The sequence below is a fragment of the Bradyrhizobium sp. AUGA SZCCT0169 genome, assembly GCF_018130085.1.
Lineage (GTDB): Bacteria > Pseudomonadota > Alphaproteobacteria > Rhizobiales > Xanthobacteraceae > Bradyrhizobium.
This window is the reverse complement of record NZ_JAFCMC010000046.1, coordinates 38,215-58,156: the sequence shown is the minus strand read 5'-3', so window position 1 is coordinate 58,156 and position 19,942 is coordinate 38,215. Positions and strand designations below refer to the sequence as shown.

General features: G+C 62.9%; 21 protein-coding genes. 9 read left to right on the top strand and 12 right to left on the bottom strand.

Annotated elements, in window-relative coordinates:
- The first annotated feature begins 909 nt into the window (after positions 1-909).
- A complete protein-coding gene (locus JQ609_RS31615; protein WP_212276578.1) occupies positions 910-1,344 on the top strand; it encodes a hypothetical protein in 435 nt (144 codons plus the stop codon).
- A 67-nt stretch (positions 1,345-1,411) separates the two neighbouring features.
- Here JQ609_RS31615 and JQ609_RS31610 read toward each other — a convergent pair whose 3' ends face one another.
- The gene (locus JQ609_RS31610; protein ID WP_212276575.1) at positions 1,412-2,908 is read right to left on the bottom strand and encodes a serine hydrolase; all 1,497 of its coding nucleotides are present in this window, start codon (positions 2,906-2,908) and stop codon (positions 1,412-1,414) included.
- A gap of 188 nt (positions 2,909-3,096) precedes the next feature.
- Between JQ609_RS31610 and JQ609_RS31605 the strand changes: the two genes are divergently transcribed.
- The 3 genes from JQ609_RS31605 (at position 3,097) to JQ609_RS31595 (ending at position 4,877) form a co-directional block, all read left to right on the top strand.
- Positions 3,097-3,879 carry an HpcH/HpaI aldolase/citrate lyase family protein gene (locus tag JQ609_RS31605; protein ID WP_212276574.1) on the top strand — a complete coding sequence of 261 codons (783 nt, stop codon included), beginning with the start codon at positions 3,097-3,099 and terminating at the stop codon, positions 3,877-3,879.
- Positions 3,880-3,952: 73 nt separating this feature from the next.
- A complete protein-coding gene (locus JQ609_RS31600) occupies positions 3,953-4,237 on the top strand; it encodes a hypothetical protein (protein ID WP_212276573.1) in 285 nt (94 codons plus the stop codon).
- Between the two features lie 343 nt (positions 4,238-4,580).
- Positions 4,581-4,877 carry an HU family DNA-binding protein gene (locus JQ609_RS31595; protein WP_212206028.1) on the top strand — a complete coding sequence of 99 codons (297 nt, stop codon included), beginning with the start codon at positions 4,581-4,583 and terminating at the stop codon, positions 4,875-4,877.
- 36 nt (positions 4,878-4,913) lie between these two features.
- Here JQ609_RS31595 and JQ609_RS31590 read toward each other — a convergent pair whose 3' ends face one another.
- From JQ609_RS31590 to JQ609_RS31580, 3 genes are read right to left on the bottom strand one after another with little or no spacing between them, the layout of a single operon-like run.
- Positions 4,914-5,327 carry a Rieske (2Fe-2S) protein gene (locus tag JQ609_RS31590; RefSeq protein WP_211999336.1) on the bottom strand — a complete coding sequence of 138 codons (414 nt, stop codon included), beginning with the start codon at positions 5,325-5,327 and terminating at the stop codon, positions 4,914-4,916.
- Positions 5,327-6,430 (bottom strand): amidohydrolase family protein, encoded by a 1,104-nt coding sequence (locus JQ609_RS31585; protein ID WP_212206026.1) that lies wholly within the window; start codon positions 6,428-6,430, stop codon positions 5,327-5,329. The genes JQ609_RS31590 and JQ609_RS31585 overlap by 1 nt, the downstream gene beginning before the upstream one ends.
- On the bottom strand, positions 6,427-7,512 hold the full coding sequence (locus JQ609_RS31580; RefSeq protein WP_212276572.1) for an amidohydrolase family protein: 1,086 nt from the start codon (positions 7,510-7,512) through the stop codon (positions 6,427-6,429). Before JQ609_RS31580 ends, JQ609_RS31585 begins: the two co-directional genes overlap by 4 nt.
- A gap of 167 nt (positions 7,513-7,679) precedes the next feature.
- On the opposite strand from JQ609_RS31580, the gene JQ609_RS31575 reads away from it, so the two are divergent.
- Positions 7,680-8,660 carry an MBL fold metallo-hydrolase gene (locus JQ609_RS31575; RefSeq protein WP_212276571.1) on the top strand — a complete coding sequence of 327 codons (981 nt, stop codon included), beginning with the start codon at positions 7,680-7,682 and terminating at the stop codon, positions 8,658-8,660.
- Between the two features lie 3 nt (positions 8,661-8,663).
- The gene (locus JQ609_RS31570) at positions 8,664-9,146 is read left to right on the top strand and encodes a CinA family protein (protein WP_212276570.1); all 483 of its coding nucleotides are present in this window, start codon (positions 8,664-8,666) and stop codon (positions 9,144-9,146) included.
- 164 nt (positions 9,147-9,310) lie between these two features.
- Here the strand turns inward: JQ609_RS31570 and JQ609_RS31565 are convergent, their stop codons facing one another.
- Positions 9,311-10,162 carry a metal-dependent phosphohydrolase gene (locus JQ609_RS31565; protein ID WP_212276577.1) on the bottom strand — a complete coding sequence of 284 codons (852 nt, stop codon included), beginning with the start codon at positions 10,160-10,162 and terminating at the stop codon, positions 9,311-9,313.
- A gap of 245 nt (positions 10,163-10,407) precedes the next feature.
- Here JQ609_RS31565 and JQ609_RS31560 point away from each other — a divergent pair, with 245 nt between their 5' ends.
- Both JQ609_RS31560 and JQ609_RS31555 read left to right on the top strand, forming a co-directional pair.
- Positions 10,408-11,301, top strand: a complete 894-nt coding sequence (locus JQ609_RS31560; RefSeq protein WP_212276569.1) for a hypothetical protein — start codon at positions 10,408-10,410, stop codon at positions 11,299-11,301.
- Positions 11,302-11,614: 313 nt separating this feature from the next.
- Positions 11,615-11,932: a hypothetical protein gene (locus tag JQ609_RS31555; RefSeq protein WP_312014918.1), complete on the top strand. Its 318-nt coding sequence runs from the start codon at positions 11,615-11,617 to the stop codon at positions 11,930-11,932.
- Positions 11,933-12,089: 157 nt separating this feature from the next.
- Here the strand turns inward: JQ609_RS31555 and JQ609_RS31550 are convergent, their stop codons facing one another.
- The 3 genes from JQ609_RS31550 to JQ609_RS31540 form a co-directional block, all read right to left on the bottom strand.
- Positions 12,090-13,400 (bottom strand): HlyD family type I secretion periplasmic adaptor subunit, encoded by a 1,311-nt coding sequence (locus JQ609_RS31550; protein ID WP_212276567.1) that lies wholly within the window; start codon positions 13,398-13,400, stop codon positions 12,090-12,092.
- Positions 13,397-15,142, bottom strand: a complete 1,746-nt coding sequence (locus tag JQ609_RS31545) for a type I secretion system permease/ATPase (RefSeq protein WP_212209394.1) — start codon at positions 15,140-15,142, stop codon at positions 13,397-13,399. The genes JQ609_RS31550 and JQ609_RS31545 overlap by 4 nt, the downstream gene beginning before the upstream one ends.
- Positions 15,143-15,464: 322 nt before the next feature.
- Positions 15,465-15,728, bottom strand: a complete 264-nt coding sequence (locus tag JQ609_RS31540) for a GlsB/YeaQ/YmgE family stress response membrane protein (protein ID WP_212276566.1) — start codon at positions 15,726-15,728, stop codon at positions 15,465-15,467.
- Between the two features lie 204 nt (positions 15,729-15,932).
- On the opposite strand from JQ609_RS31540, the gene JQ609_RS31535 reads away from it, so the two are divergent.
- Positions 15,933-16,106, top strand: coding sequence for a hypothetical protein (locus JQ609_RS31535; RefSeq protein ID WP_212209393.1), 174 nt, complete (start codon positions 15,933-15,935; stop codon positions 16,104-16,106).
- Between the two features lie 161 nt (positions 16,107-16,267).
- On the opposite strand, the gene JQ609_RS31530 is transcribed toward JQ609_RS31535, so the two are convergent.
- Genes JQ609_RS31530 through JQ609_RS31515 form a run of 4 tightly spaced genes read right to left on the bottom strand, consistent with a single transcriptional unit; the run spans position 16,268 to position 19,940 of the window.
- On the bottom strand, positions 16,268-17,248 hold the full coding sequence (locus JQ609_RS31530) for an ABC transporter ATP-binding protein (RefSeq protein WP_212209392.1): 981 nt from the start codon (positions 17,246-17,248) through the stop codon (positions 16,268-16,270).
- On the bottom strand, positions 17,245-18,657 hold the full coding sequence (locus JQ609_RS31525; protein WP_212276565.1) for an amidase: 1,413 nt from the start codon (positions 18,655-18,657) through the stop codon (positions 17,245-17,247). The genes JQ609_RS31530 and JQ609_RS31525 overlap by 4 nt, the downstream gene beginning before the upstream one ends.
- On the bottom strand, positions 18,654-18,851 hold the full coding sequence (locus tag JQ609_RS31520; protein ID WP_192737026.1) for a hypothetical protein: 198 nt from the start codon (positions 18,849-18,851) through the stop codon (positions 18,654-18,656). The genes JQ609_RS31525 and JQ609_RS31520 overlap by 4 nt, the downstream gene beginning before the upstream one ends.
- A 15-nt stretch (positions 18,852-18,866) precedes the next feature.
- Entirely contained in the window at positions 18,867-19,940 is a 1,074-nt protein-coding gene (locus JQ609_RS31515; RefSeq protein ID WP_212276564.1) for an ABC transporter ATP-binding protein, read from the bottom strand.
- Positions 19,941-19,942: the final 2 nt, after the last annotated feature.

Genomic DNA, 19,942 nt, shown 5'->3' with positions numbered 1-19,942 from the left:
ACCCGGCCTTCCCTGCGCAATGGCTTTACGGCTTATGCCGTGCTCTCCCCGGAGACGAGTTCTTGGTTGACTCCGTCGCTGCCGGTTCAGCTTGCGCTGAGCCGACAGCTTGACACCTGCAACGGGTGCCAGGACCACACTGCCGTACGCTTAGTCCACGCCATCGTCTCAGCGCAAACCAGCGTCCACCGCAACCCGTCCAACGTCCGTGACGACGGCCGACGCCCTTCTGAGTAGGACGGGATGGGCAGATATGTGCACTTGATTTTCATTCTGGTAAACAGAAATATTTTTTATTTCGGGGCTTGACACAACTTCCGTAAATCGGAAGTGATTTGCCCGTCGGGTCAGAATGTCGCACTCAGCCGTCGTTGCGAGCCAACGGGTCGCAATGACGAGGAGAGAGAAGCAACGTCCCGCAGCGCGAGGTCCGAGAAAGGCCCGTTGCGGACAAGCCTTCGTTGCCGCATCATCCAGATCATGAACACTCACATACGCTACCTTACCCATCCGCAGGTGAAGATAGATCCGTCTCTCCCCGTTCCGAACTGGGGATTGAGTGAGATCGGAAGAATGCGCACCGAAGCGCTGGCGAATGCTGGATGGCTATCGGGAACAACGCAGATCATCTCCAGCGGAGAGCTAAAGGCAAACGGGCGACGTACTTTTCGTGGACCACGGCGCTGTAGCCGCACGGGTTTACCCACGGCCTCTCGCCGATCCGCGAGCTGGCCGCGGACTTATCTTCAGGTCGGCTTTGCGGCATTCGCGCCACTTCCGGTCTACCCCACAAGCAGACATAATCGAGCACCGCGGCATGTCTCAAACGTGCCAAACTCGGACGTGCGAACTGTCCAACGATCGCCATGAACGCCGGCGAGTTTGGGCGCACAAACCAATCGGACCACCATGTCCCCTAGCTCCAAGACCAGTATCGCCAAGAAAGCTCGCACCAAAGCCGAGGCGGATTTTGCCACCTGGCTCATGATGGCCAAGCTCGGTGGTTTCGATGACCTTCCGTCAAACGCTCAGAGCTTTCTGACCAACTATAGAATCCGGCTCGAGACGATGAGCGAGGCCGAGTCCACGGCCCTGGCCGTTCGCGAGGTCTATGGCGCCTATTACAGCGAGATGGGAGGCGTGGGCGCGGCCCCGGAACCACAGGCCCGCACCGCAACGTCAGAGGGCAAAGACGTGCGGCCCCAGAGACGGCCCAAACCTCAGCCCGGTCTGCCGGCCGCGCGCGATTCGACGAGGCCAGTGATCCGAAAATCCCTTCCGGCACTGCTGATTTTCGCGAGCATGGTGGCTGCGATTGTCGCATTTGGATTTCTGGCGCAGTAATGCCCGCGGATGGTGTGCGGGGACGTAGCGCTGCTCACAGCAACCGCAGCTGCGACTTTGGCATGATTCACTTCTGGGCCCCGGGCTTTTGTGCTCTTGGCACGGCCTCGATCAACAGCGCGAGCGCCTTGTCGAAGCCTGAAGCGGCGTAAGATTCGCCCCGAGAGTGCCCGAGACGCACGACGACGAGATCGTGCGAGGGAATAATCAGCGTGGTCTGCCCGCCAGCGCCCGCCATGTAATAGGCATCGCGCGGGACTGGAAATTGCCCGTCGCTGTTGAGCCAGAAAAAAGCGCCATAGATCGGCCGATTGTCCGCGGCCCAGGCCGGCGCAGGCGTGCTGACGAATGTGGTGTAGCCCTCCGGGAGAATGCGCTCACCGTTCCAGACGCCGCCCTGAAGATAGAGATTGCCAAGCCGCGCCCAATCGCGCCCGGAGCCCACCTCATAACCTTGCCCCAGAAAATTTCCGAACGGATCAGTTTCGATCACCATGGTACGGATGCCGAGCTTGTCGAACAGCACCCGCTGAGGAAATGAGAGATATTCGTCGCCGCGTTTTTCAACACCGAGCCGGATCAGATAGTTGATCAGGACCGGATCGGTGTTGCGATAGCGTCCGACCGTGTTGGGAGGCCATTGCAATGGCCGTGTTGCCGCGTAGCGAAAGGAATCGACGCCGCCGGTATAAAGATAGACGTGATCCGGGTAAGGCCCGGTTGGGTCATAATCCGGGTCTTGGGGCGCCCTGATCCGGAGCCCGCTCGACATGTGAAGAAGATCTGCAATGCGTATTTTGGCGCGCGGGTCGCCGGGCGTTTGCCATTCAGGGACCGGTGCCGGCTGGTTCAAATCGTAGACGCCGTCCTTGACCAGAATGCCAAAGAGCGTTGCCGTAACACTCTTGCCCATGGACCAGCCTTCGAGCGCCGTCTGCGCCGTAACGGCTTCCGCGTAGCGCTCGGCAATGAGGCGGCCTTTCCACGTCACAACGAACGCCGCAGTCAATGCTTCGGCCGGCTGGAACGCGGCATTCACGGCAGCTGTGAGTTTCTCGGCGTCGATTTCTGCCGGCAACGGATCCTGCGGCAGCATATCGCCCATGGGCCACAATTGGGTCGCGGGATCGGGCAATCGGCTGGTGACGGCGACCGGCTTGAAACTCATGGCGCTCTCGCCGATCGGCAGCGTGACGCACCCCTGGCTGCCGAGATATTTGGCCGTCCGGGTCACGCCGTTAGGGAGCGTGACGTGGACCGCCTTGTTGAGGCGATCGATGACCGGCTTGCCGAGCTTCGCGCGCTGCCGGTAGGGCGCCGTGAAAAACCCGACATTTCCGGCCGCGAAATCGGGCGCAAGGCCGGTCAAGAATACAGCTGAGCACATGACCTTCGCATATCCGGCGGCATGATGCATCAGGGGATCGCCTGGCGGCGGCACATAGGGCGTATCGAGTTCGAATGATTTCGCGCGGGCGATCAGTGCGTCCTGGGTGGGAGCCTGCGCCCCCGCAGCCGTAGCGGTGAGAGCCACCAGGATCGTCACCAGAAGACACTTCTTCATGATCGCTCCCGCGAAACGAACAAAATCGTTTGGTTCAATTGCTGCGCATGCAACGCATCAATATAACCTAACGCGTATCTGCGTGAGAGGCTGGACCAGCCCTCGCGGCGCAGGATATCAGATCGGTGGCCCGGCTGCGTTGCCGTGTTCGCCATGCCGGGCGCGTGAACATATCGGGGAGAAAGCCGTTGCGTCCAAACCCAATCAAACCACGGCTTGCGGCCGGCGGCTGCGCGTTTGGAACGATGACGTTCGAGTTCTTCACGCCCGGCTATCCTTCGATCTGCCGCGAGGCCGGCGCCGAATTCATCCTCTACGACATGGAGCATTCGGGCGTCGGCTTCGAGACCATGAAGGCGCAGTTCGCGTTCTGCCGCGGGCTCGACCTGGTGCCGCTCGTGCGCGTTCCCTCCGGCGACTATCATCACATCGCCCGCGCGCTCGATATCGGCGCGATGGGCATCATGGTGCCGATGGTCGAAACGCCGGAGCAGGCCAGAGCGATCGTTGGCTGCACGAAATATCCGCCCGTCGGGCGTCGCGGCGCCGCGTTCAATGTCGCGGCGCATGACGACTATGCCGGCGGCGCCGAGACCGACAAGATCGCCGAGGCGAATGCGCGCACGATGGTGATCGCGCTGGTGGAGACCGCTGACGGCATCGAGAACGTCGATGCGATCGCGGCGGTCGATGGCGTCGACGTGGTCTGGCTCGGCCACTACGATCTGACGAACTTCATGGGCATCCCGGGGCAGTTCGACAATCCGAAATTCCACAGCGCTGTCGATAGGCTGGTCAAGGCTTGCGAGAAACACGGCAAGACGCCAGGCTTCCTCGCCGGCGACGAGAAGTGGGCGCGCGATTTCCGCGCCAAAGGCTTTCGCATGATCGCCTACGGCGTCGATACGCTATTGATGCAGCGCGCGCTCGCCGACGGCATCAAGCTGCTGCAAGGGACATTGAAGCCATAGCGGCAAGGGCGACGTTTCGGGACGAGCTCCTCCGCCAATTATCGGTGGGCAACAGGATAAAGCAGATCAGGCCATGGGTGTGTTTACCGAAGAAGTGGAGACGATCTTCGAAGGACATCAGATCGCATGCCGCGCGGTCCCGGATATGGAGAAGGCGGGACGGATGATCTTGAAGCTGTACATCGACGGGCAGCTGGTTGAATCGTCCTCCGGTGTGTCTCTTTACAGCCGCACGGCCTTGCTGCGTGGCGCGTTGAAGACGGCAGAGGCCAACCGGGTTGTGGAAATTTATGCGTCCGGATTTTTCATGAAGCGATTGAATATCCATGTCGACGGCAGGCACATAGCGCGAAGCTAACGACTGTTGCCTGCATCTGTCATCGCGACAGCGGGATTTTGTTGTGTCATTGCAAGATGATCCGGGCAGAATTATCTGCGCCTGACCTCGCAGGACGCCAGTGGTATCAGCGACTTTACCAGCCTCTTGCAGGTGCCGATCGATCCGGAAGCGGTTCCCCACAGGCCTATCTACGCCTTGCGTTTTGGGCCTCGATAGGTTTTAAGCCCGGTAGCTTTCATGACCGCAGCCATGAACGGGAAGCGATTTGCGTGGCCTTGCCGCGCTCCAGACCGAGTTATGCAACCAGCGTAGCGCGTGCGCTTCAATCCGTTCTCCCCCACACACAGAAAGGTAATTTTCAATGGCCAAGATGACCAAGAATCAGTTGATCGATGCAATCGCAGAGGGAACGCAGCTTTCCAAGAATGACGTCAAGGCCGTCATCGAGCAGATGGCCACCGTCGGCTACAAGGAGCTGAATGAATCCGGCGAGTTCGTCATTCCCGGCTTCGTCAAAATGTCTGTCGTCAACAAGCCGGCGACTGAAGCCCGCAGCGGCATCAATCCGTTCACGAAAGAGCCGATGGAGTTCGCGGCCAAGCCGGCCAGCAAGTCGGTCAAGGCGTCGCCGCTGAAGGTTGCCAAAGACGCTGTTTGATGGCGATGCGGCCGGCGTTCACGGGAACGGCGGCCGCTACAGATCGACCACCACGTAATCGCTCTCGACCGACACCGCGATCGTTTCGGCCACATACGGTCCCTTCACCACGTTGGTGCCGGGCTCGACATTGACGGGATAGGCTTTGACACGAAAGCGCTTGGGGTCGCAGTAGGACTGCCCGGTTCGGATATCGAATTCCCAGCCGTGCCAGGGGCAGCGGATGATCTCCCCGAGTTTTGTATACTCGATCTCGCCGGGATCAGAGGAAGTCGCGAGCCCGATCAGCGGCCCCTCGCACAAGGCCGCGCCCTGATGCGGGCAGCGGTTCAACAGGCCGAAGAACTCGCCCTTGACGTTGAAGATCGCGATCGGCCGCTCGTCGATGGTGAGAAATTTTCGTGTGCCCGGCGGCAACTCGTCCACCGGGGCAATGACATGCCGCGCCATCAGATTATCCCGTACAGCTTCTTCGCATTGTCGAGATAGAACGCCTGCTTGTTGGCGTCGCTGACGCCGGGCGGCAGCACGCGCGAGGGCTCGTCGAAATCCCAGTGCGGGTAGTCGGTCGCGAACAACAGCTTGTCCCAGCCGATCCATTCGATCACCTCGAACAGATGCTCGCGGCGTTCCGGATCTTCCATCGGCTGCGTGGTCCACCAGATGTGATCGCGGATATATTCCGACGGGCGGCGCTTCAAATGCGGCACCTCGCTGCGCAGCCGGTCGAAACTCTTGTCCAGCCGCCAGGAAAGCGACGGCGCCCAGCCGAAGCCGGCCTCGATCATCACCATCTTCAGTTTCGGATAGCGCTCGAACACGCCCTCGAGCACCAGGCTTGCGAGCGCGGTCTGCTGGCACTGCGAATGGCCGACCATCTCCTCGATGTAAAAACTCGGCCAACCGGAAGCTGTGATGGGATTTCCGCCGAAGCCGAAGGCATGGACGCCGACGGGAAGGCCGATCTCCTGCGCCGCCTCATAGATCGGCCAGTAGCGTCGCTGGCCGAGCGGCTCGACATTGCGGCTCAGCAAAAGCACCTGCACGAAATTCTTGTCGCCGGCGCGTTTGCGGATCTCGGCGGCGGCGGTGGGGCCGTCTTCATTGCCGACGACGATCGACCCCTTCAGACGGGAATCCTTGCTGGTCCATTTCTCGATCTGCCAGTCGTTGATCGCGGTCGCCAATGCTGCGCTGAGATCGTGGTTGCGCAGGCCCTGCCCGGTGTCGAGTGGATTGAGCACGCCGAGCGCGACATTGTAGGGGTCGAGCAGCTGCTTCTGCATGAAGGACAGCGAGGAGCCTTGTTTGCCGCCTTCCGGCGGATAGGCGTCGCGCCGCGAGGCATTCGGCTGCGCCTTCGGATAGGGCGGGCCTTCCATCATGCCCTGATAGGCGTGCTTGCCGTAGGTTTCGAGATGCGAATGCCAGCGTTTTGCCAGGAACGGATAAAGCTCGGTCCCGGTGGCGCGCGCGGGATGGATGTCGCAATCGGCGATCGCGGTCTTGACGCTAGTGGAAGCGGCCGGGTCGGCGCGAAACTGCACATTCATGGCGTTGCCTCCTTGAGCGCGGGCTGCGTCAGACGAGGATAGGTTGCGTGCGGATTGTCGATCATGATCTTGCGAACACGATCTTGCGAAATGCCCTCCGGCAGCACCTCGTCGCCGTCGAATTGCCAGTGCGGATAGTCGGTTGAGAATAGGAGCAATTCGTCCGACTGCATATGGTCGAACAGGCGATTTAACGTGGCGGGATCCGGCGGCGCGTCCACCGGCTGCAGTGAAAAGCGGATGTTGCTGCGCACAATTTCCAGCGGCGCGCGGTCGACCCAGGGCGTTTCCATCCGCACCCCGCGCCAGAACTTGTGCAGCCGCCACAGGAATGACGGCAGCCAGGTGAAGCCACTTTCCAGCATCACCATCTTCAGCTTCGGATGCCGGGCGAACACGCCCTCGACGATCAGGCTGGTCAACTGGGTCTGGAACGCCTGCGCCTGCGCGACGTAATCCTCGACATGATAGGAACCCCAGCCGACCGAGGTCGGCGGATTGTGATAGGCGGATCCGGCATGGATGCCGATGGCCAGCCCGAGCCGCTCGGCGGCGGCGTAGATCGGCCAATAGGCGCGCTTGCCGAGCGGCATGTCGCCCATCACGAGCATCAGCACCTGAACGAAGCGCGGGTCTTTGGCACAGCGCTCGATCTCGGCGACTGATTTTTCCACGCTCTGGGTCGGGATCACGATCGAGCCGCGCAGGCGGGAATCCTTGTCGAGCCACTCTTTCACCAGCCAGTCGTTGAGCGCGCGGCAGAAGGCGTCCTGCATGTCCTCGGAGAACACCATCTGCACGCCATACAAGGGATTGCAGATGCCGTAGCTGACCTGAAACCGATCGAGCGCCTGCTTTTGCATGTCGCGGAGGCTGGAGCCGGGCTTGCCCTGCGCCGGACGCCAATCGGGGCGCGCGCTGATCGGCGAATTGGCCGGATAGGATTGCGACACCAGATCGGTCATGCCGCGCGTCGTCACCTGGTCGCGCCAGTAGTCGTTCATATACGGCAGCAGGCTGGTCAGATGGGGCACGGCGGGATGCAGGTCGCAATCCACGCCGCCTGCGATCGGTGACGTCATGATGTTTCCACCTGCATGTTTCCTCGCGCCCGCGGTCTCACGGCATCTTGTAAGCCACGCCGCTTGGTTCTTTGGCCGCATTCAAGCAGGCTGACCGGCGCGCCGCAACTCGGCAAACGCTAGCCCCCTGTGCTAGGAAAACATGGGTCGGCCCTTGGGAGATTTTTATGATTCGGACTGGAAGCACGGCGGTTGCCATCACCCTTTTGCTGGCTGGCGCGGTAGCCGCGCAGACAGCGCCCCCTAGCCCACCAGCAGCACCGCCGCCGGCCGATTTCTCCAAGGTCGAGATCAAGACCACCGATCTCGGTGACAACGTCTACATGCTCGAGGGTCAGGGCGGGAACATCACGGTGGCGGTGGGCAAGACCGGCATCATCATGGTCGATGGCCAGTTCGCGCCGCTGCACGACAAGATCAAGGCCGCTATATCGACCATCTCGAACCTGCCGATCAAATACCTCATCAACACGCATTATCACGGCGACCACACCGGCGGGAATGAAGCCTTCGCCAAGGACGGCGTCACCATCGTTTCCGACGTCAACGTCAAGATTCGCCTGGCGGAGGGCACCACCAACGGCCTGACCGGCGTCAAGACGCCGCCGGCTCCGGCGGGCGCGCTGCCGAAGAAGACCTATGCCGGCGGCACGCTCAAGATCAGGATTCCCGGCCGCGTCGCCAATCTCAAGCACATCGCCCACGCCCATACCGACGGCGACACCTATGTGTGGTTCAAGACCGCCAATGTGCTGTCGACCGGCGACACCTTCACAAACGGCCGCTATCCCAACATCGACTTCGCCAATGGCGGCAACATCAAGGGCATGATCGCGGCGGCCAACACCTATCTCAAAATGACCAACGCCAAGAGCCGCATCGTGCCGGGCCACGGCCCGATCGCCGACAAGGCGGCGTTGACCGAGTATCGCGCCATGCTGGTGACCGCGCGGGACCGCATGGCGAAGCTGGTCAAGGAAGGCAAGAGCGAAGACGACGTGCTGGCCGCCAAACCGTTCGCCGATCTCGACAAGAAATGGGCGCCGACCGAGCTCGCCTCCACGAACTTCATTCGCGTCGTCTATCATTCGCTGGCGGACAAGCCCGACAAGAAGTCATTGCTGAAACGCATGCTGCGCCGGAGTTGAGGAATGAAAGAGCTCGTAACGATCGCCGAGAAGATCGCCGTCAAACTGATCGAGCGAAAACAGACCATCGCGATCGCGGAATCCTCGACCGGCGGCCTGATCTCGGCGGCGCTGCTGTCGGTGCCCGGCGCATCCGCCTATTTTCTCGGCGGCGGCGTGGTCTATACCCGCGACGCGCGGCGCATCCTGATGGACATTTCCGATGAGGCGATGAAGGGCCTCCGCTCGGCGTCGGAGCCATATGCGAAACTGCTGGCGGGCCAGGTGCGCCAGCGCTTCGCCACCGACTGGGGCCTGTCCGAGACCGGCGCCGCGGGACCAACCGGCAACCGCTACGGCGACGCCGCCGGCCACAGCTGCATGGCGGTCGCGGGCCCGCAGAATGCGGTGTTCACGCTGGAGACCGGCAGCGCTGACCGGCAGGCGAACATGCAGAAGTTTGCGAGCGCGGCGCTGGGCCTGTTGCTGGAGAATTTGTCGCGATAACCTCCATCGTCGTCCCGGCCTTGAGCTCAGATACGCAATTGCGCATCGGGGGACCCATACTCCGTGTCCTCTGTTTTGAAAGACGCTGTTCGACGACTTTGCCTAATCACTGAAGCCTGTGGTTATGGGTCCCGGCCTTCGCCGGGACGACGCCGGAATATGCGTCATCGCTGCGGTCCGGACAGATTCACCTCCCGCTCCGCCCGGAAGACGTTGCTGTGCAAATTGGCGATCCATTGCCGGCCGCTGGAGGTGACGTTGAGATAGCGGATCGCAAGCTGGATCTGCGGCGCGACGTTGGTCCAGTAGAACTGCGGGAACCGATAAACGATGTCGGCGGGCGTCGCGTAGCCCAGCGTCTTGTTCAACCCGATTTCCTCGAACTCGTAAAACAGCGCATTCGACTTGCGCATGTAGTTGGGATCGCCGAGCTGGCCGATCAGATCGGCTGCGCGCAGCAGCAATCCTTCCTCCTCGTTGAGGTCATCACCGTCGTTCGGGCTGGTCGCGTAGGGAAAGCGGGTATATTCGATCGCCCGGGCAATCCGGGCCGCGTCGACTTCCTCCACGGCATCCAGTCGCTCGATCACGAACAGCTTTGAGCGATCGACATGATAGGGCGCAAGCGCCGCGTCGGACGAGCCAACCGGCAATTGGACCTTGCGGCCACTGAGATCAGCAACAAAGGCGTCATCCTCGTCGCCCTGGACGACGCCGCGGACATATCCGATATCATGGGCGAGGCAGGCCATGATGAAGTTCGCGTAATCGTCGGCCGTGGTGGCGCGCGCCAGCGCGCGGCCGACCAGGATGTCGTGGCCCACCAGCGTCACCAGCATGGTGTGCTCGATGTTGTGATACAGCGCATCGCTGTTGCCGATGCACTCCAGGGTCAGCCGCGCGGCAAAGGGCAGTAGTTTCGTCAGATCGGAATGCGAGGCGCCGAACCGTCCTTCGGTTTCCCGTGACAGGAACGAACCCAGGGCTTGCGCGGTCAGTTGGGGGATTGTGATCATCTCGGCACCCGCTCCCGTCTGTGGTCGCGCCGTGACGACGGCCTGCGCCGCAGCATCCCGGCTTTCCGATCGCTCACTCATCGAAACCATCCTATCACCAATCCCTGCATCCGCCGCACCCTTTGAAATGTCTGATCGGCGATGCCCGTGATGCGCTCGGGGAAGATACCAGCTCGTCGCGGCGACGGCTGGATCATGGCACCACGCCTGACTATAATCCGCTGAAACCTCGGGGGATCGCAGCCATGCAACAGCCGTTCGACCGCGCCGCAGAAGACCTCGGCAACTCGATCCATTTCGAACATGTCAATGTCTTCGTGCCCGATCAGCGATTGGCGACATTGTTCTATGTCACCGGGCTCGGACTGACGCGCGATCCCTATCTGATGGTGTCGGACAGCAACATGTGGGTGAATGTCGGCAAGAGCCAGTTTCATCTGCCTGATGGTGAGGCGCAGGTGCTGCGCGGCCATACCGGCGTCGTCATCTCCGGCCGTGAGGCGCTGCTGGAGCGGCTGGCGTCGGTCGCCAAAAAGCTCGAGGGTACCAAATTCGCGTATCGCGAACACAACGATCATGTCGAGGCGATCTGCCCCTGGGGCAATCGCGTGCGCTGCTATGAGCCGAACGCCGCGCGCTTCGGCCGCATCACGCTCGGCATTCCCTATGTCGAATTCGACGTGCCGGTCGGCTCCGCGAAAGCCATCTGCGGCTTCTACCCCGAAATCATGGGGATGCCGGCCGAACTCAAAAACGGCGACGGCACCATGGCGCGCGTCAAGGCCGGCAAGGACCAATATCTGCAGTTCCGCGAGACCGACCGGAAGCAGCCGGAATTCGACGGCCACCACGTGCAGATCTACATCACTGACTTCTCGGGCCCCTACCGCAAGCTGCTGGAGCGCAATCTGGTCTCACAGGAGGACAACCCGTACCAGTACCGCTTCAAGGACATCGTCGACCTCGACAGCGGCAAGCATCTGTTCACGGTCGAGCACGAGGTGCGCAGCGCCACGCACCCGATGTTCATGCGGCCGCTGGTCAACCGCAACCCGGCCGAGACCAACCGCACCTATGCGCCCGGCCACGAACAATGGGCCTGGGCGATGGGACCTGACGAATATGACCGGCGGTCATAGCCGTCGTCTTTCCGCGCAATCGATTGTCATGGAACCGGCGCGTCCAATTGGTCGCAGCGGCATCGCCAGATACTCGATGAAAGATGACCCTATTAACGTTACATCTTAACCAATCATTAAGTATGCGTTTGCGGGCCCGAAAGGCCCGACCTAGCGTACAGGGAGCGGTTTGGGGGAGCCGCCTGGAAACCAACGATTGGTATGTGCCATGGCGTATAGAATGCATTCGGCGCTTGTCGCGTCTCTCAGCGCAGCCGCGCTTTTGCTTACCGCGGGCGATACATTCGCAAGATCAGGAACAGCGCCGGGTGGCGTGCGTGCGGGCCCCCATTCACCGGCCGTCCATGGTTTCGGGCATCACCGCCGGCACAATGTCGGGACCTTCTGGCCGGGAGGCGGCGGCTATTACTATTCGCCGTCGAATGGCGAGACCGTGGTCGAAGCGCCCCAATCCACCACGCGCGACATCCGTTACACCTATACCTATGACGTGCCCTGGGATTGGGCGCATCGCTATCCGCCGAACGTTGTCCCGTCCGACCGGCCCTACGTGTCGAGCTGCTCCTCGGAGCCCGTCACGGTTCCCGGACGTAATGGTCATACGACCATCAACATCACGCGGTGCTATTGATTTTCGTCGTCCCGGCCTTGAGCCGGGACCCATAACCACAGGCTTTCGTGGGTAGATACCAGTCGTCAAACACCGTCTCTCTTCATAACCGACACGGCGTATGGGTCCCCCCGATGCGCAATTGCGCATCTGAGCTCAAGGCCGGGACGACAGTAACTCACTTCTCTCTGAACGAGCGCATCAGCTGATCGCTCAGCGGCTTCATCAGGTACGAGAACATGGTGCGGTCGCCGGTTTGCACGAAGGCTTCCACCGGCATTCCCGGAATCAGCTTGTTGTTGGCGCCGAGGCGGGCGACTTCTTCCGGCGGCAGCGAGACGCGGATCGTGTAATAGGTTTGCCCGGTGCGCTGCTCGGTGGTGACGTCGGCCGACACCCTGGTGACCTTGCCGTTCAGCTCTGGCGTGGTGTGCTGGTTGAAGGCCGATAGCCGCAGCAACGTCTTCTGGCCGATCTGCAGCTTGTCGATGTCCTGCGGATTGACCTTGGCTTCGACCGACAGATCGTCGGCCTGCGGCACGATCATCATGATGGCGTCGCCTGCGGTGATCACGCCGCCGATGGTATGCACCGTCGACTGCAGCACCATGCCGGCCTGCGGCGCCCGGATGTCGATGCGGCGGAGTTGATCTTCCGCGGTGACCTTGCGCTCGACGAATTCGCCGATCTTGTCGTTGGTCTCGCGCAAATCCTTGGAAACCTCGCTGACCAGTTCCTTGTCGATCTGGATGATCTGCAGTTCGGTCTCGGTGATCTTGCCCTTGGCCTGCGCGCGCGAGGCGATGTACTGCGCGCGCTCGCCCGACAGGCGGGCGGAATCGCGCTCCAGCGTGGTCAGGCGCGAAATCTGGATCAGCCGCTGGTCGTAGAGCTGGCGGACGCCGACCAGTTCCTTTTCGACCAGTGCGATTTCCTTGTCCTTGGCCTTCTCCTGCGCCGAGAGGCCCTCGATTTCCTCATTGAGCTGCATGACCCGCTCGCGCAGCTGGGCCTTTTGCCCGGCGCGGCCGTTGACACGAACCTCGAACAATTTGGTCTCGCTCGCCATGACGTCCCTGACGTCGGGATCGTCGGCGCGATCGGCCAGCAGCGGGGGAAACTTGATCTTGTCGGTGCCGCGCTGTTCGGCCTCCAGCCGTGCCGCGCGCGCCAACAGGCCGTTGAGGGTTTTGACGACGATCGCCAGGCTTGCCTTGACCACGGTCTCGTCGAGACGGACCACGACGTCGCCGGCCTTGACGGTATCGCCGTCGCGCACCCGCACTTCGCCGACCACGCCACCGGTCGGGTGCTGCACCTTCTTGACGTTGGAATCGACCACCACCGATCCCGGCGCGATCAGCGCGCCCGAGATCGGCACCGTCGAGGCCCAGCCGCCGAATCCGCCCACCAGCACCAGCATCAACGCCAGGCCGACCACCAGATGCGACCGGATCGAACGGCGGGCGCCTTTCAACTCCTCGCTCATGATTTGGCTCCTGGGGCAACGATCTTGATCGGCGCGGGCGGCGGCGGGACGGCGCGCTGCAGCACCTGGCCGAGAACGGTTTCCTTCGGCCCGAACGCCTGCATGCGGCCGTCCTTCAGCACCAGCAATTGGTCGACCGCCTCGATGCCGATCGGCCGGTGCGCCACCACGATCACGATGGCGCCGCGCTCGCGCGCGCCGCGAACCGCGCGGGTCAGCGCCTCGTCGCCCTCGGTGTCGAGGTTGGAGTTCGGCTCGTCGAGCACGATCAGGAAGGGATGGCCAAACAGCGCCCGCGCCAGCCCGACGCGCTGCGCCTGCCCGGCCGACAACGCGGTCCCCTGCTCGCCGATCTGGGTGTCATAACCCTCGCGCATCTTGATGATCATGTCATGCACGCCGGCCTCCTTGGCCGCGGTGATGATCGCATCCGATTTGGCGTCGGGATCGAAACGGGAAATGTTCTGGGCGATCGAGCCGGCGAACAATTCGACGTCCTGCGGCAGATAGCCGACGTGACGGCCGAGCACGTCTGATGACCATTGGTCGAGCGCGGCGCCATCGAGCCGCACCTTGCCGCGCACCGGCATCCAGACGCCGACCAGTGCGCGTATCAGCGACGACTTGCCCGATCCGCTGGGCCCGATCACGCCGACGCCGGTGCCGGCCTCGACCGCAAAAGTGACATCCTGGACGATGACCCGCTGATCGCCGGGCGGCACGATGGTGACGCCCTCGACCGACAATCGCTTCGACGGGCTCTGCAGCAGGGTCTGGGTGCTCTGCGCCGGTATCTGTTCGAGCAGTTTGTTGAGGCGATGCCAGCTCTGGCGCGCCGCGACGAAACCCTTCCAGTGCGCGATCGCCAGATCGACCGGCGCCAGCGCCCGCGCACTCAGGATCGAGCCTGCGATGATGATACCGCCCGACGCCTCCTGATGGATCACCAGATAGGCGCCGACCGCCAGCACCGCCGATTGCAGCATCATGCGCAGCACCTTGGCGATTGCACCTAAGCCGCCCGCGACGTCGCTGGCGCGCTGGTTGCCGGCCAGATAGCTCTCGTTGGCTTCGGTCCAGCGCTTGGTCAGCCGTCCGGCCATGCCCATCGCGACCAGCACTTCGGCGTTGCGCCGGCTGGTCGCCGCCAGATCGTTGCGCCGCGCCGCCAGCGTCATGGCGTCTTTGGCCGGCTGGCGCGACATCACTTCGGTGATCACGGTGAGGATCACCAGGATGATGGCGCCGACCAGCGCGGTAAGACCCAGCAACCAGTGGAACGCGAAACAGATGGCGAGGTAGAATGGCAGCCAGGGCAGATCGAAAAACGCGCCCGGCCCCTGACTGCCGAGGAAGGAGCGCACGTTATCGAGGTCGCGCAGCGGCTGCAGGCCTTCATTGCGAGCGCCCACCATCAGCGGCAGGCGCACGACGGTATCGAACACGCGGGCATTGATGGCTTCATCGAGCGCGGTGCCGATGCGGCCGAGAATCCGGCCCCGGATCAGGTCGAGGCCGCCCTGGGCGACGTATAATCCGCCGGCGAGCACGACCAGGCCGATCAGGGTCGGCACGCTCCGGCTCGGAATTACGCGGTCATAGACCTCCAGCATGAAAATCGAGCCGGTCAGGTACAGCAGATTGATCATGCAGCTCATGACGCCGACGCCGATAAACGCGTTGCGACAGGCGCGCAGCGCAATACCGAGTTCGGTCCGCCGGACACCGGGAGCAGCTGCCATCAATTCGAGTCTCTGCAAAAGGGATTAGCTAACGGGCTGGTTCTACCGATGTTTGTGGCCAGCGTCTATTTAAGTCACGTTAACCTGAATGCGGTTCATGCCCCGCAGCCGGCCGAACGTCTGGGCGAAACACCGGGAAATCAGCCGAATGACGGGGCAAACAGCTCCGGGGTGGGTTTTTCGGCGCTCCGCCCGGACCCGCTGATGACCGGGGCGCGGTCCTGCGGAGCGTGACAGGTTCCTCGCCCCCCGGGGCCTGCACCGGCGGGCATCGGCGGAGTTTTGATACCGAAGGCCTCGAGCCACACGAGCGCTTCGACCGCTACCTCCGGCCGCGAACCGCCCGCACCACCAGCAGCAATATCACGGCGCCGATCGCGGCATTGATGATCTCCCTGATCACGCCGGTGCCGATGTGAATGCCGAGCTTGGGCAAAAGAAGATTTGCAACCAGCGCGCCGGCGATGCCGACGAGGATGTCGCCGATCAGGCCAAAACCGGTGCCGCGCACGATCTTGCCGGCCAGCCAGCCGGCGACGAGCCCGATAAGCAGGATGACCAAAATGCCCTGGTTGGATACGTGCACCCTTGGATTCCCCGGTTCGCGCGCGTGGCCTGACGCCACGGTTTTAGACTACCGGCAATTCCCTGGTGTGACGACCTGAATCAGCCCGCCACGCCGGTCCGTCGTGGAACTGTCAATCGCAATCCGCGTTATCCGGCAATGACGCAACCTGATATTTGGTACGTAACTTTTGGGCCGGACCGGACCGACGAGAGTGCGACGAGCATGGTCCGTACGACCCGCAAATTTAAATCGGAAGTTGACGCCAAGCTGTTCGCGATGCAGATCCTGGCGAAGGGCTGGTCTGCGAGCGCAGGCACGCTCAATCCGCACCAGCCCAAGCAGGTCGTGGGTCCCGCCCAGATCGAACAATGGGCGGATCCGGGCTTGGGCGGATAGATATTACTCTCCGTCAAGGCTGGGCATAGCCGTCTGAAGGACGGCGTCGCTTCCGCTCGCCTATGCCCGGCCATCCACGTCTTTCTTGCTTGTGTGCAGCAAAGACGTGGATGCCCGGCACAAGGCCGGGCATGACGAGTTGTGAGATAACGCCCGCGCGCTCAGCCCGCGGCGGCCTCGGCCGGTTCGGCCAGGACGCAGCGCGCGATTCGATCCGGCGCAACCTGCACGTTGGGCGGCAGTTGCTCGGTACAGCGCGGCTGCGCCACGCTGCAGCGCGGTGCGAACGAGCAGTTCACCGGCGCCTTGTCGAGCGATGGCGGCGTGCCCGGGATGGTCTCCAGCCGCTGGCCGCGTTTGGCGCCGTGGGTGGTCGACGCCAGGAGCCCGCGCGCATAGGGATGCATCGGCGTCCGCACGATGTCGCGCAGCTTGCCCTGCTCGACGATCTGTCCGGCATACATGACAGCGACGCGGTCGCAGATTTCGATGGCGACGCCGATGTCGTGGGTCACGAAAATCACCGACATGCCGAACTCGCGCTGCAGCTCGCGCAGCAGCAGCAGGATCTGGATCTGCACGGTGGCGTCGAGCGCCGTGGTCGGCTCGTCGGCCAGCAGGATCTTGGGCTTGCAGGCCAGTGCCAGCGCGATCATCGCGCGCTGCCGCATGCCGCCGCTCATCTCGTGCGGATAGGCATCGAGGCGGCGCCTGGCGGAGGGAATGCGTACGACTTCGAGCATTTCCAGCGCCCGCGCAGTAGCCTCCTTCTCGCTCTTGCCCTCATGGCGCATCACGGATTCGGAAATCTGCCGGCCGATGGTGTAGACCGGATCGAGCGCCAGCGCCGGCTCCTGGAAGATCATCGATACGGTCTGGCCACGAAACTTCGACAATTCCTCGTCGTTCAACGCCAGCACGTCGCGGCCGAGAACATTCACGCTGCCCGAAATCTGCGTCCGCTTCTTCGGCAACAGCCGCATCAGCGCGCGCAAGGTCACGCTCTTGCCCGAACCGGATTCACCGAGCAGGCCGAGCACCTCGCCCTCGCCGAGCGAGAGCGAGATGTCGTTGACGGCGTGCACGGTGCGCTCGCCGGTGAAGCGGATGCTGAGATCGCGGATTTCGACGAGGTTGGTCATGCCGGTTTGGGTACCTGTTTATGATAGTCCGTGGCGCGCTGGAACGCGGCGCCGATCCGCAGCAGCATGGCCTCATCAAAGGACCGGCCGATCAATTGCAGGCCGACCGGCAAACCGCTTTTGGTGAAGCCCGAGGGAATCGAAAGCGAGGGCAGGCCGAGGTAGTTGACCGGGCGGGTGAATTTCGTGATCCGCTGGATCACGGCCTCGGCGTCGCGGCTGTTGCCGACATCGCTCTCGGCGATGGTCGCCGCCGGCATCGGCGCGACCGGCGCAATCACCGCATCGGTGCCGGTGACCGCCGCAAGGTACGCCGCCAGCGCCGGACCGCGCCAGCGCATTGCTTCCAGATACGACACCGCAGGGATCGCGAGGCCGTTCTGCAGCCGCATCAGCACCTGCGCGCCGTAATCCTGTGGCCGTTCGATCATCCACCTTTTGTGGAACGCGGCGGCTTCGGTCGCGAGCACGATCTGGCAGGCGGCCGTGAGCTGGCGCTGGTCGGGTAGCTCGACCGAGACGATTTCGGCGCCCTCTTTCTTCAGCGTCGCGATCGTCTCATCGAGAACGCGCGCCACTTCGGCATCGAGATCGTCGACATAGAACGCGGTCGGCACGCCGATCCTGAGGCCTTTGAGCGAGCCCTTGGTGGCCGCCATATAGTCCGGCACCGGCCGCGTGGAAGCGGTGAGGTCGTCGGGGTCGGCGCCCGCCATCAACCCGAGCAGCAGCGCGCAATCTTCCGCGCTCTGCGCCAGCGGCCCAACCGTATCGAGCGATTGCGACAGCGGCATCGCGCCGGCACGGCTGACGCGACCGACCGTTGTCTTCAACCCGGTGACGCCGCAGAAATGCGCGGGCATCCGGATCGAGCCGCCGGTGTCCGATCCCAGCGCGGCAAAGGTCAGGCGGGCGGCGACCGCCGAGCCCGAGCCGGACGACGAGCCGCCGGTGATGTGATCGACATTCCAGGGATTGCGCACCGGACCGTAATGCGGGTTGTGGCCGGTCGGACCATAGGCGAACTCCACCATCTGCAACGAACCCAGCCGGACGGTGCCGGCATCCTTCAGGCGCTGCAGCGCGGTCGAGGTCGTGGTGGCGACGAAGTCGCGGCGGATCTTCGAGCCGCAGGTGACGACCTTGCCGGCCTCGTAATACATATCCTTGTGCGCCATCGGCACGCCATGCAGCACGCCCTTATTCTTGCCCTTGGCAAGATCAGCATCAGCCGCATCGGCCGCCGCCAGCGCCTCCTCCGCCTCGATCGCCATGAAGGCGTTGAGCCGCGGCTGCCATTGCGCGATGCGGTCGAGACAGGATTTTGTCGCCTCGCGCGACGAAACTTCCTTGCTGGCGATCGCCTTGGCGACCGACACCAGCGACATCAGTGCCGGTTCGGTGCTCATTTCGACACCCCGAGGTTCTGCGCCAGAAGAAAGCTCGCGGGTTCCAGATCGAACGGCAGGGTGCCGGCGACCGGCGCAAAGCCTTCGAACGCCGGCCCGATGGAATTGGCGATCCGCTCGGCGACTTCGGCACTCGCCGGCACGCCCGCGACATCGGTCATGACCTTGACCTCTTTTGGACTGGGTTTTGTCATTGCGGATTTGCTCCCTTATGCGTTTTTCTTGGTCGTTTCTTTGGCCGGTGCGCGGCTGTGTCCTGATCCCGGAATGGCCATGTAACACGCCGCCTGGTGACCCATTGTATCGAGGTCGCTGAGTTTTGGCGTCGCATTTGCGCAGAGCGGCTCCGCGTATGGACACCGGGTGTGAAACCGGCAGCCGGGCGGCGGATCGATCGGATTGGGCGGATCGCCCGAGATCGGCGGCGTCTGGGTGCGGTTATCAGGATCGGCCGACGGCATCGCCGCCAGCAGCGCCCGCGTGTAGGGATGCGCCGGTTCATCCCAGACCTTGTCGACCGGACCGAGCTCGACGACCTCGCCGAGATACATCACCAGCACGCGATCACTGATGTAGCGCACCACGTTGAGATCGTGGCTGATGAAGAGGTAGGTGAGGCCGAATTCGCGCTTGAGGTCGGCCAGCAGGTTGAGCACCTGGGCTTCAACCGACTTGTCGAGCGCCGATACCGCTTCGTCGAGGATCACCAGCCGCGGCGACAGCGCCAGCGCGCGCGCGATGTTGACGCGCTGGCGCTGGCCGCCGGAAATCTCGTGCGGATAGCGATTTGCAAAAGTCTCGGGCCGCAAGCCCACCTTGCCCAATAGTTCGCGCGCCAGCGTGCGCGCGGCGGCATCCGCCATGCCGTGCACCTTCGGGCCGAACGCGATCGAATCCTCGATGGTGAGGCGCGGGTTGAGCGAGGCGTAGCTGTCCTGAAACACCATCTGCATGCCGCGGCGCAAATCGCGCAGCGACAATGCGCGGCCGACCTGCATGCCGTCATAGATGATATCGCCGGCATCTGATTTCATCAGGTGCATCAGAAGCCGCGCGGTGGTCGACTTGCCGCAGCCGGATTCGCCGACGATCCCGACTGTTTCACCCTTGGCGATCGAAAACGAGACGTCGTCGACCGCGCGGACGGTCTTGCGCGCGCTGAACAGATCACCGCGCACCGGGAAATGCTTGGTCAGGCCATTGACCTGCAGCAGCGGCTGCGCGGCGCCGCCGACATCCTCGACCTTTTCCAGAACTTCGACTGACGGGCTGGTCTCGGTCATCG

Coding starts and splice junctions, on each gene's coding strand:
- JQ609_RS31560 (WP_212276569.1), top strand. CDS start 10,408: ATGCAACAGCCGTTCGACCGCGCCGCAGAAGACCTCGGCAACTCGATC.
- JQ609_RS31530 (WP_212209392.1), bottom strand. CDS start 17,248: ATGACCAACCTCGTCGAAATCCGCGATCTCAGCATCCGCTTCACCGGC.
- JQ609_RS31615 (WP_212276578.1), top strand. CDS start 910: ATGTCCCCTAGCTCCAAGACCAGTATCGCCAAGAAAGCTCGCACCAAA.
- JQ609_RS31550 (WP_212276567.1), bottom strand. CDS start 13,400: ATGAGCGAGGAGTTGAAAGGCGCCCGCCGTTCGATCCGGTCGCATCTG.
- JQ609_RS31595 (WP_212206028.1), top strand. CDS start 4,581: ATGGCCAAGATGACCAAGAATCAGTTGATCGATGCAATCGCAGAGGGA.
- JQ609_RS31575 (WP_212276571.1), top strand. CDS start 7,680: ATGATTCGGACTGGAAGCACGGCGGTTGCCATCACCCTTTTGCTGGCT.
- JQ609_RS31600 (WP_212276573.1), top strand. CDS start 3,953: ATGGGTGTGTTTACCGAAGAAGTGGAGACGATCTTCGAAGGACATCAG.
- JQ609_RS31590 (WP_211999336.1), bottom strand. CDS start 5,327: ATGGCGCGGCATGTCATTGCCCCGGTGGACGAGTTGCCGCCGGGCACA.
- JQ609_RS31535 (WP_212209393.1), top strand. CDS start 15,933: ATGGTCCGTACGACCCGCAAATTTAAATCGGAAGTTGACGCCAAGCTG.
- JQ609_RS31520 (WP_192737026.1), bottom strand. CDS start 18,851: ATGACAAAACCCAGTCCAAAAGAGGTCAAGGTCATGACCGATGTCGCG.
- JQ609_RS31525 (WP_212276565.1), bottom strand. CDS start 18,657: ATGAGCACCGAACCGGCACTGATGTCGCTGGTGTCGGTCGCCAAGGCG.
- JQ609_RS31565 (WP_212276577.1), bottom strand. CDS start 10,162: ATGATCACAATCCCCCAACTGACCGCGCAAGCCCTGGGTTCGTTCCTG.
- JQ609_RS31545 (WP_212209394.1), bottom strand. CDS start 15,142: ATGGCAGCTGCTCCCGGTGTCCGGCGGACCGAACTCGGTATTGCGCTG.
- JQ609_RS31610 (WP_212276575.1), bottom strand. CDS start 2,908: ATGAAGAAGTGTCTTCTGGTGACGATCCTGGTGGCTCTCACCGCTACG.
- JQ609_RS31570 (WP_212276570.1), top strand. CDS start 8,664: ATGAAAGAGCTCGTAACGATCGCCGAGAAGATCGCCGTCAAACTGATC.
- JQ609_RS31580 (WP_212276572.1), bottom strand. CDS start 7,512: ATGACGTCACCGATCGCAGGCGGCGTGGATTGCGACCTGCATCCCGCC.
- JQ609_RS31515 (WP_212276564.1), bottom strand. CDS start 19,940: ATGACCGAGACCAGCCCGTCAGTCGAAGTTCTGGAAAAGGTCGAGGAT.
- JQ609_RS31585 (WP_212206026.1), bottom strand. CDS start 6,430: ATGAATGTGCAGTTTCGCGCCGACCCGGCCGCTTCCACTAGCGTCAAG.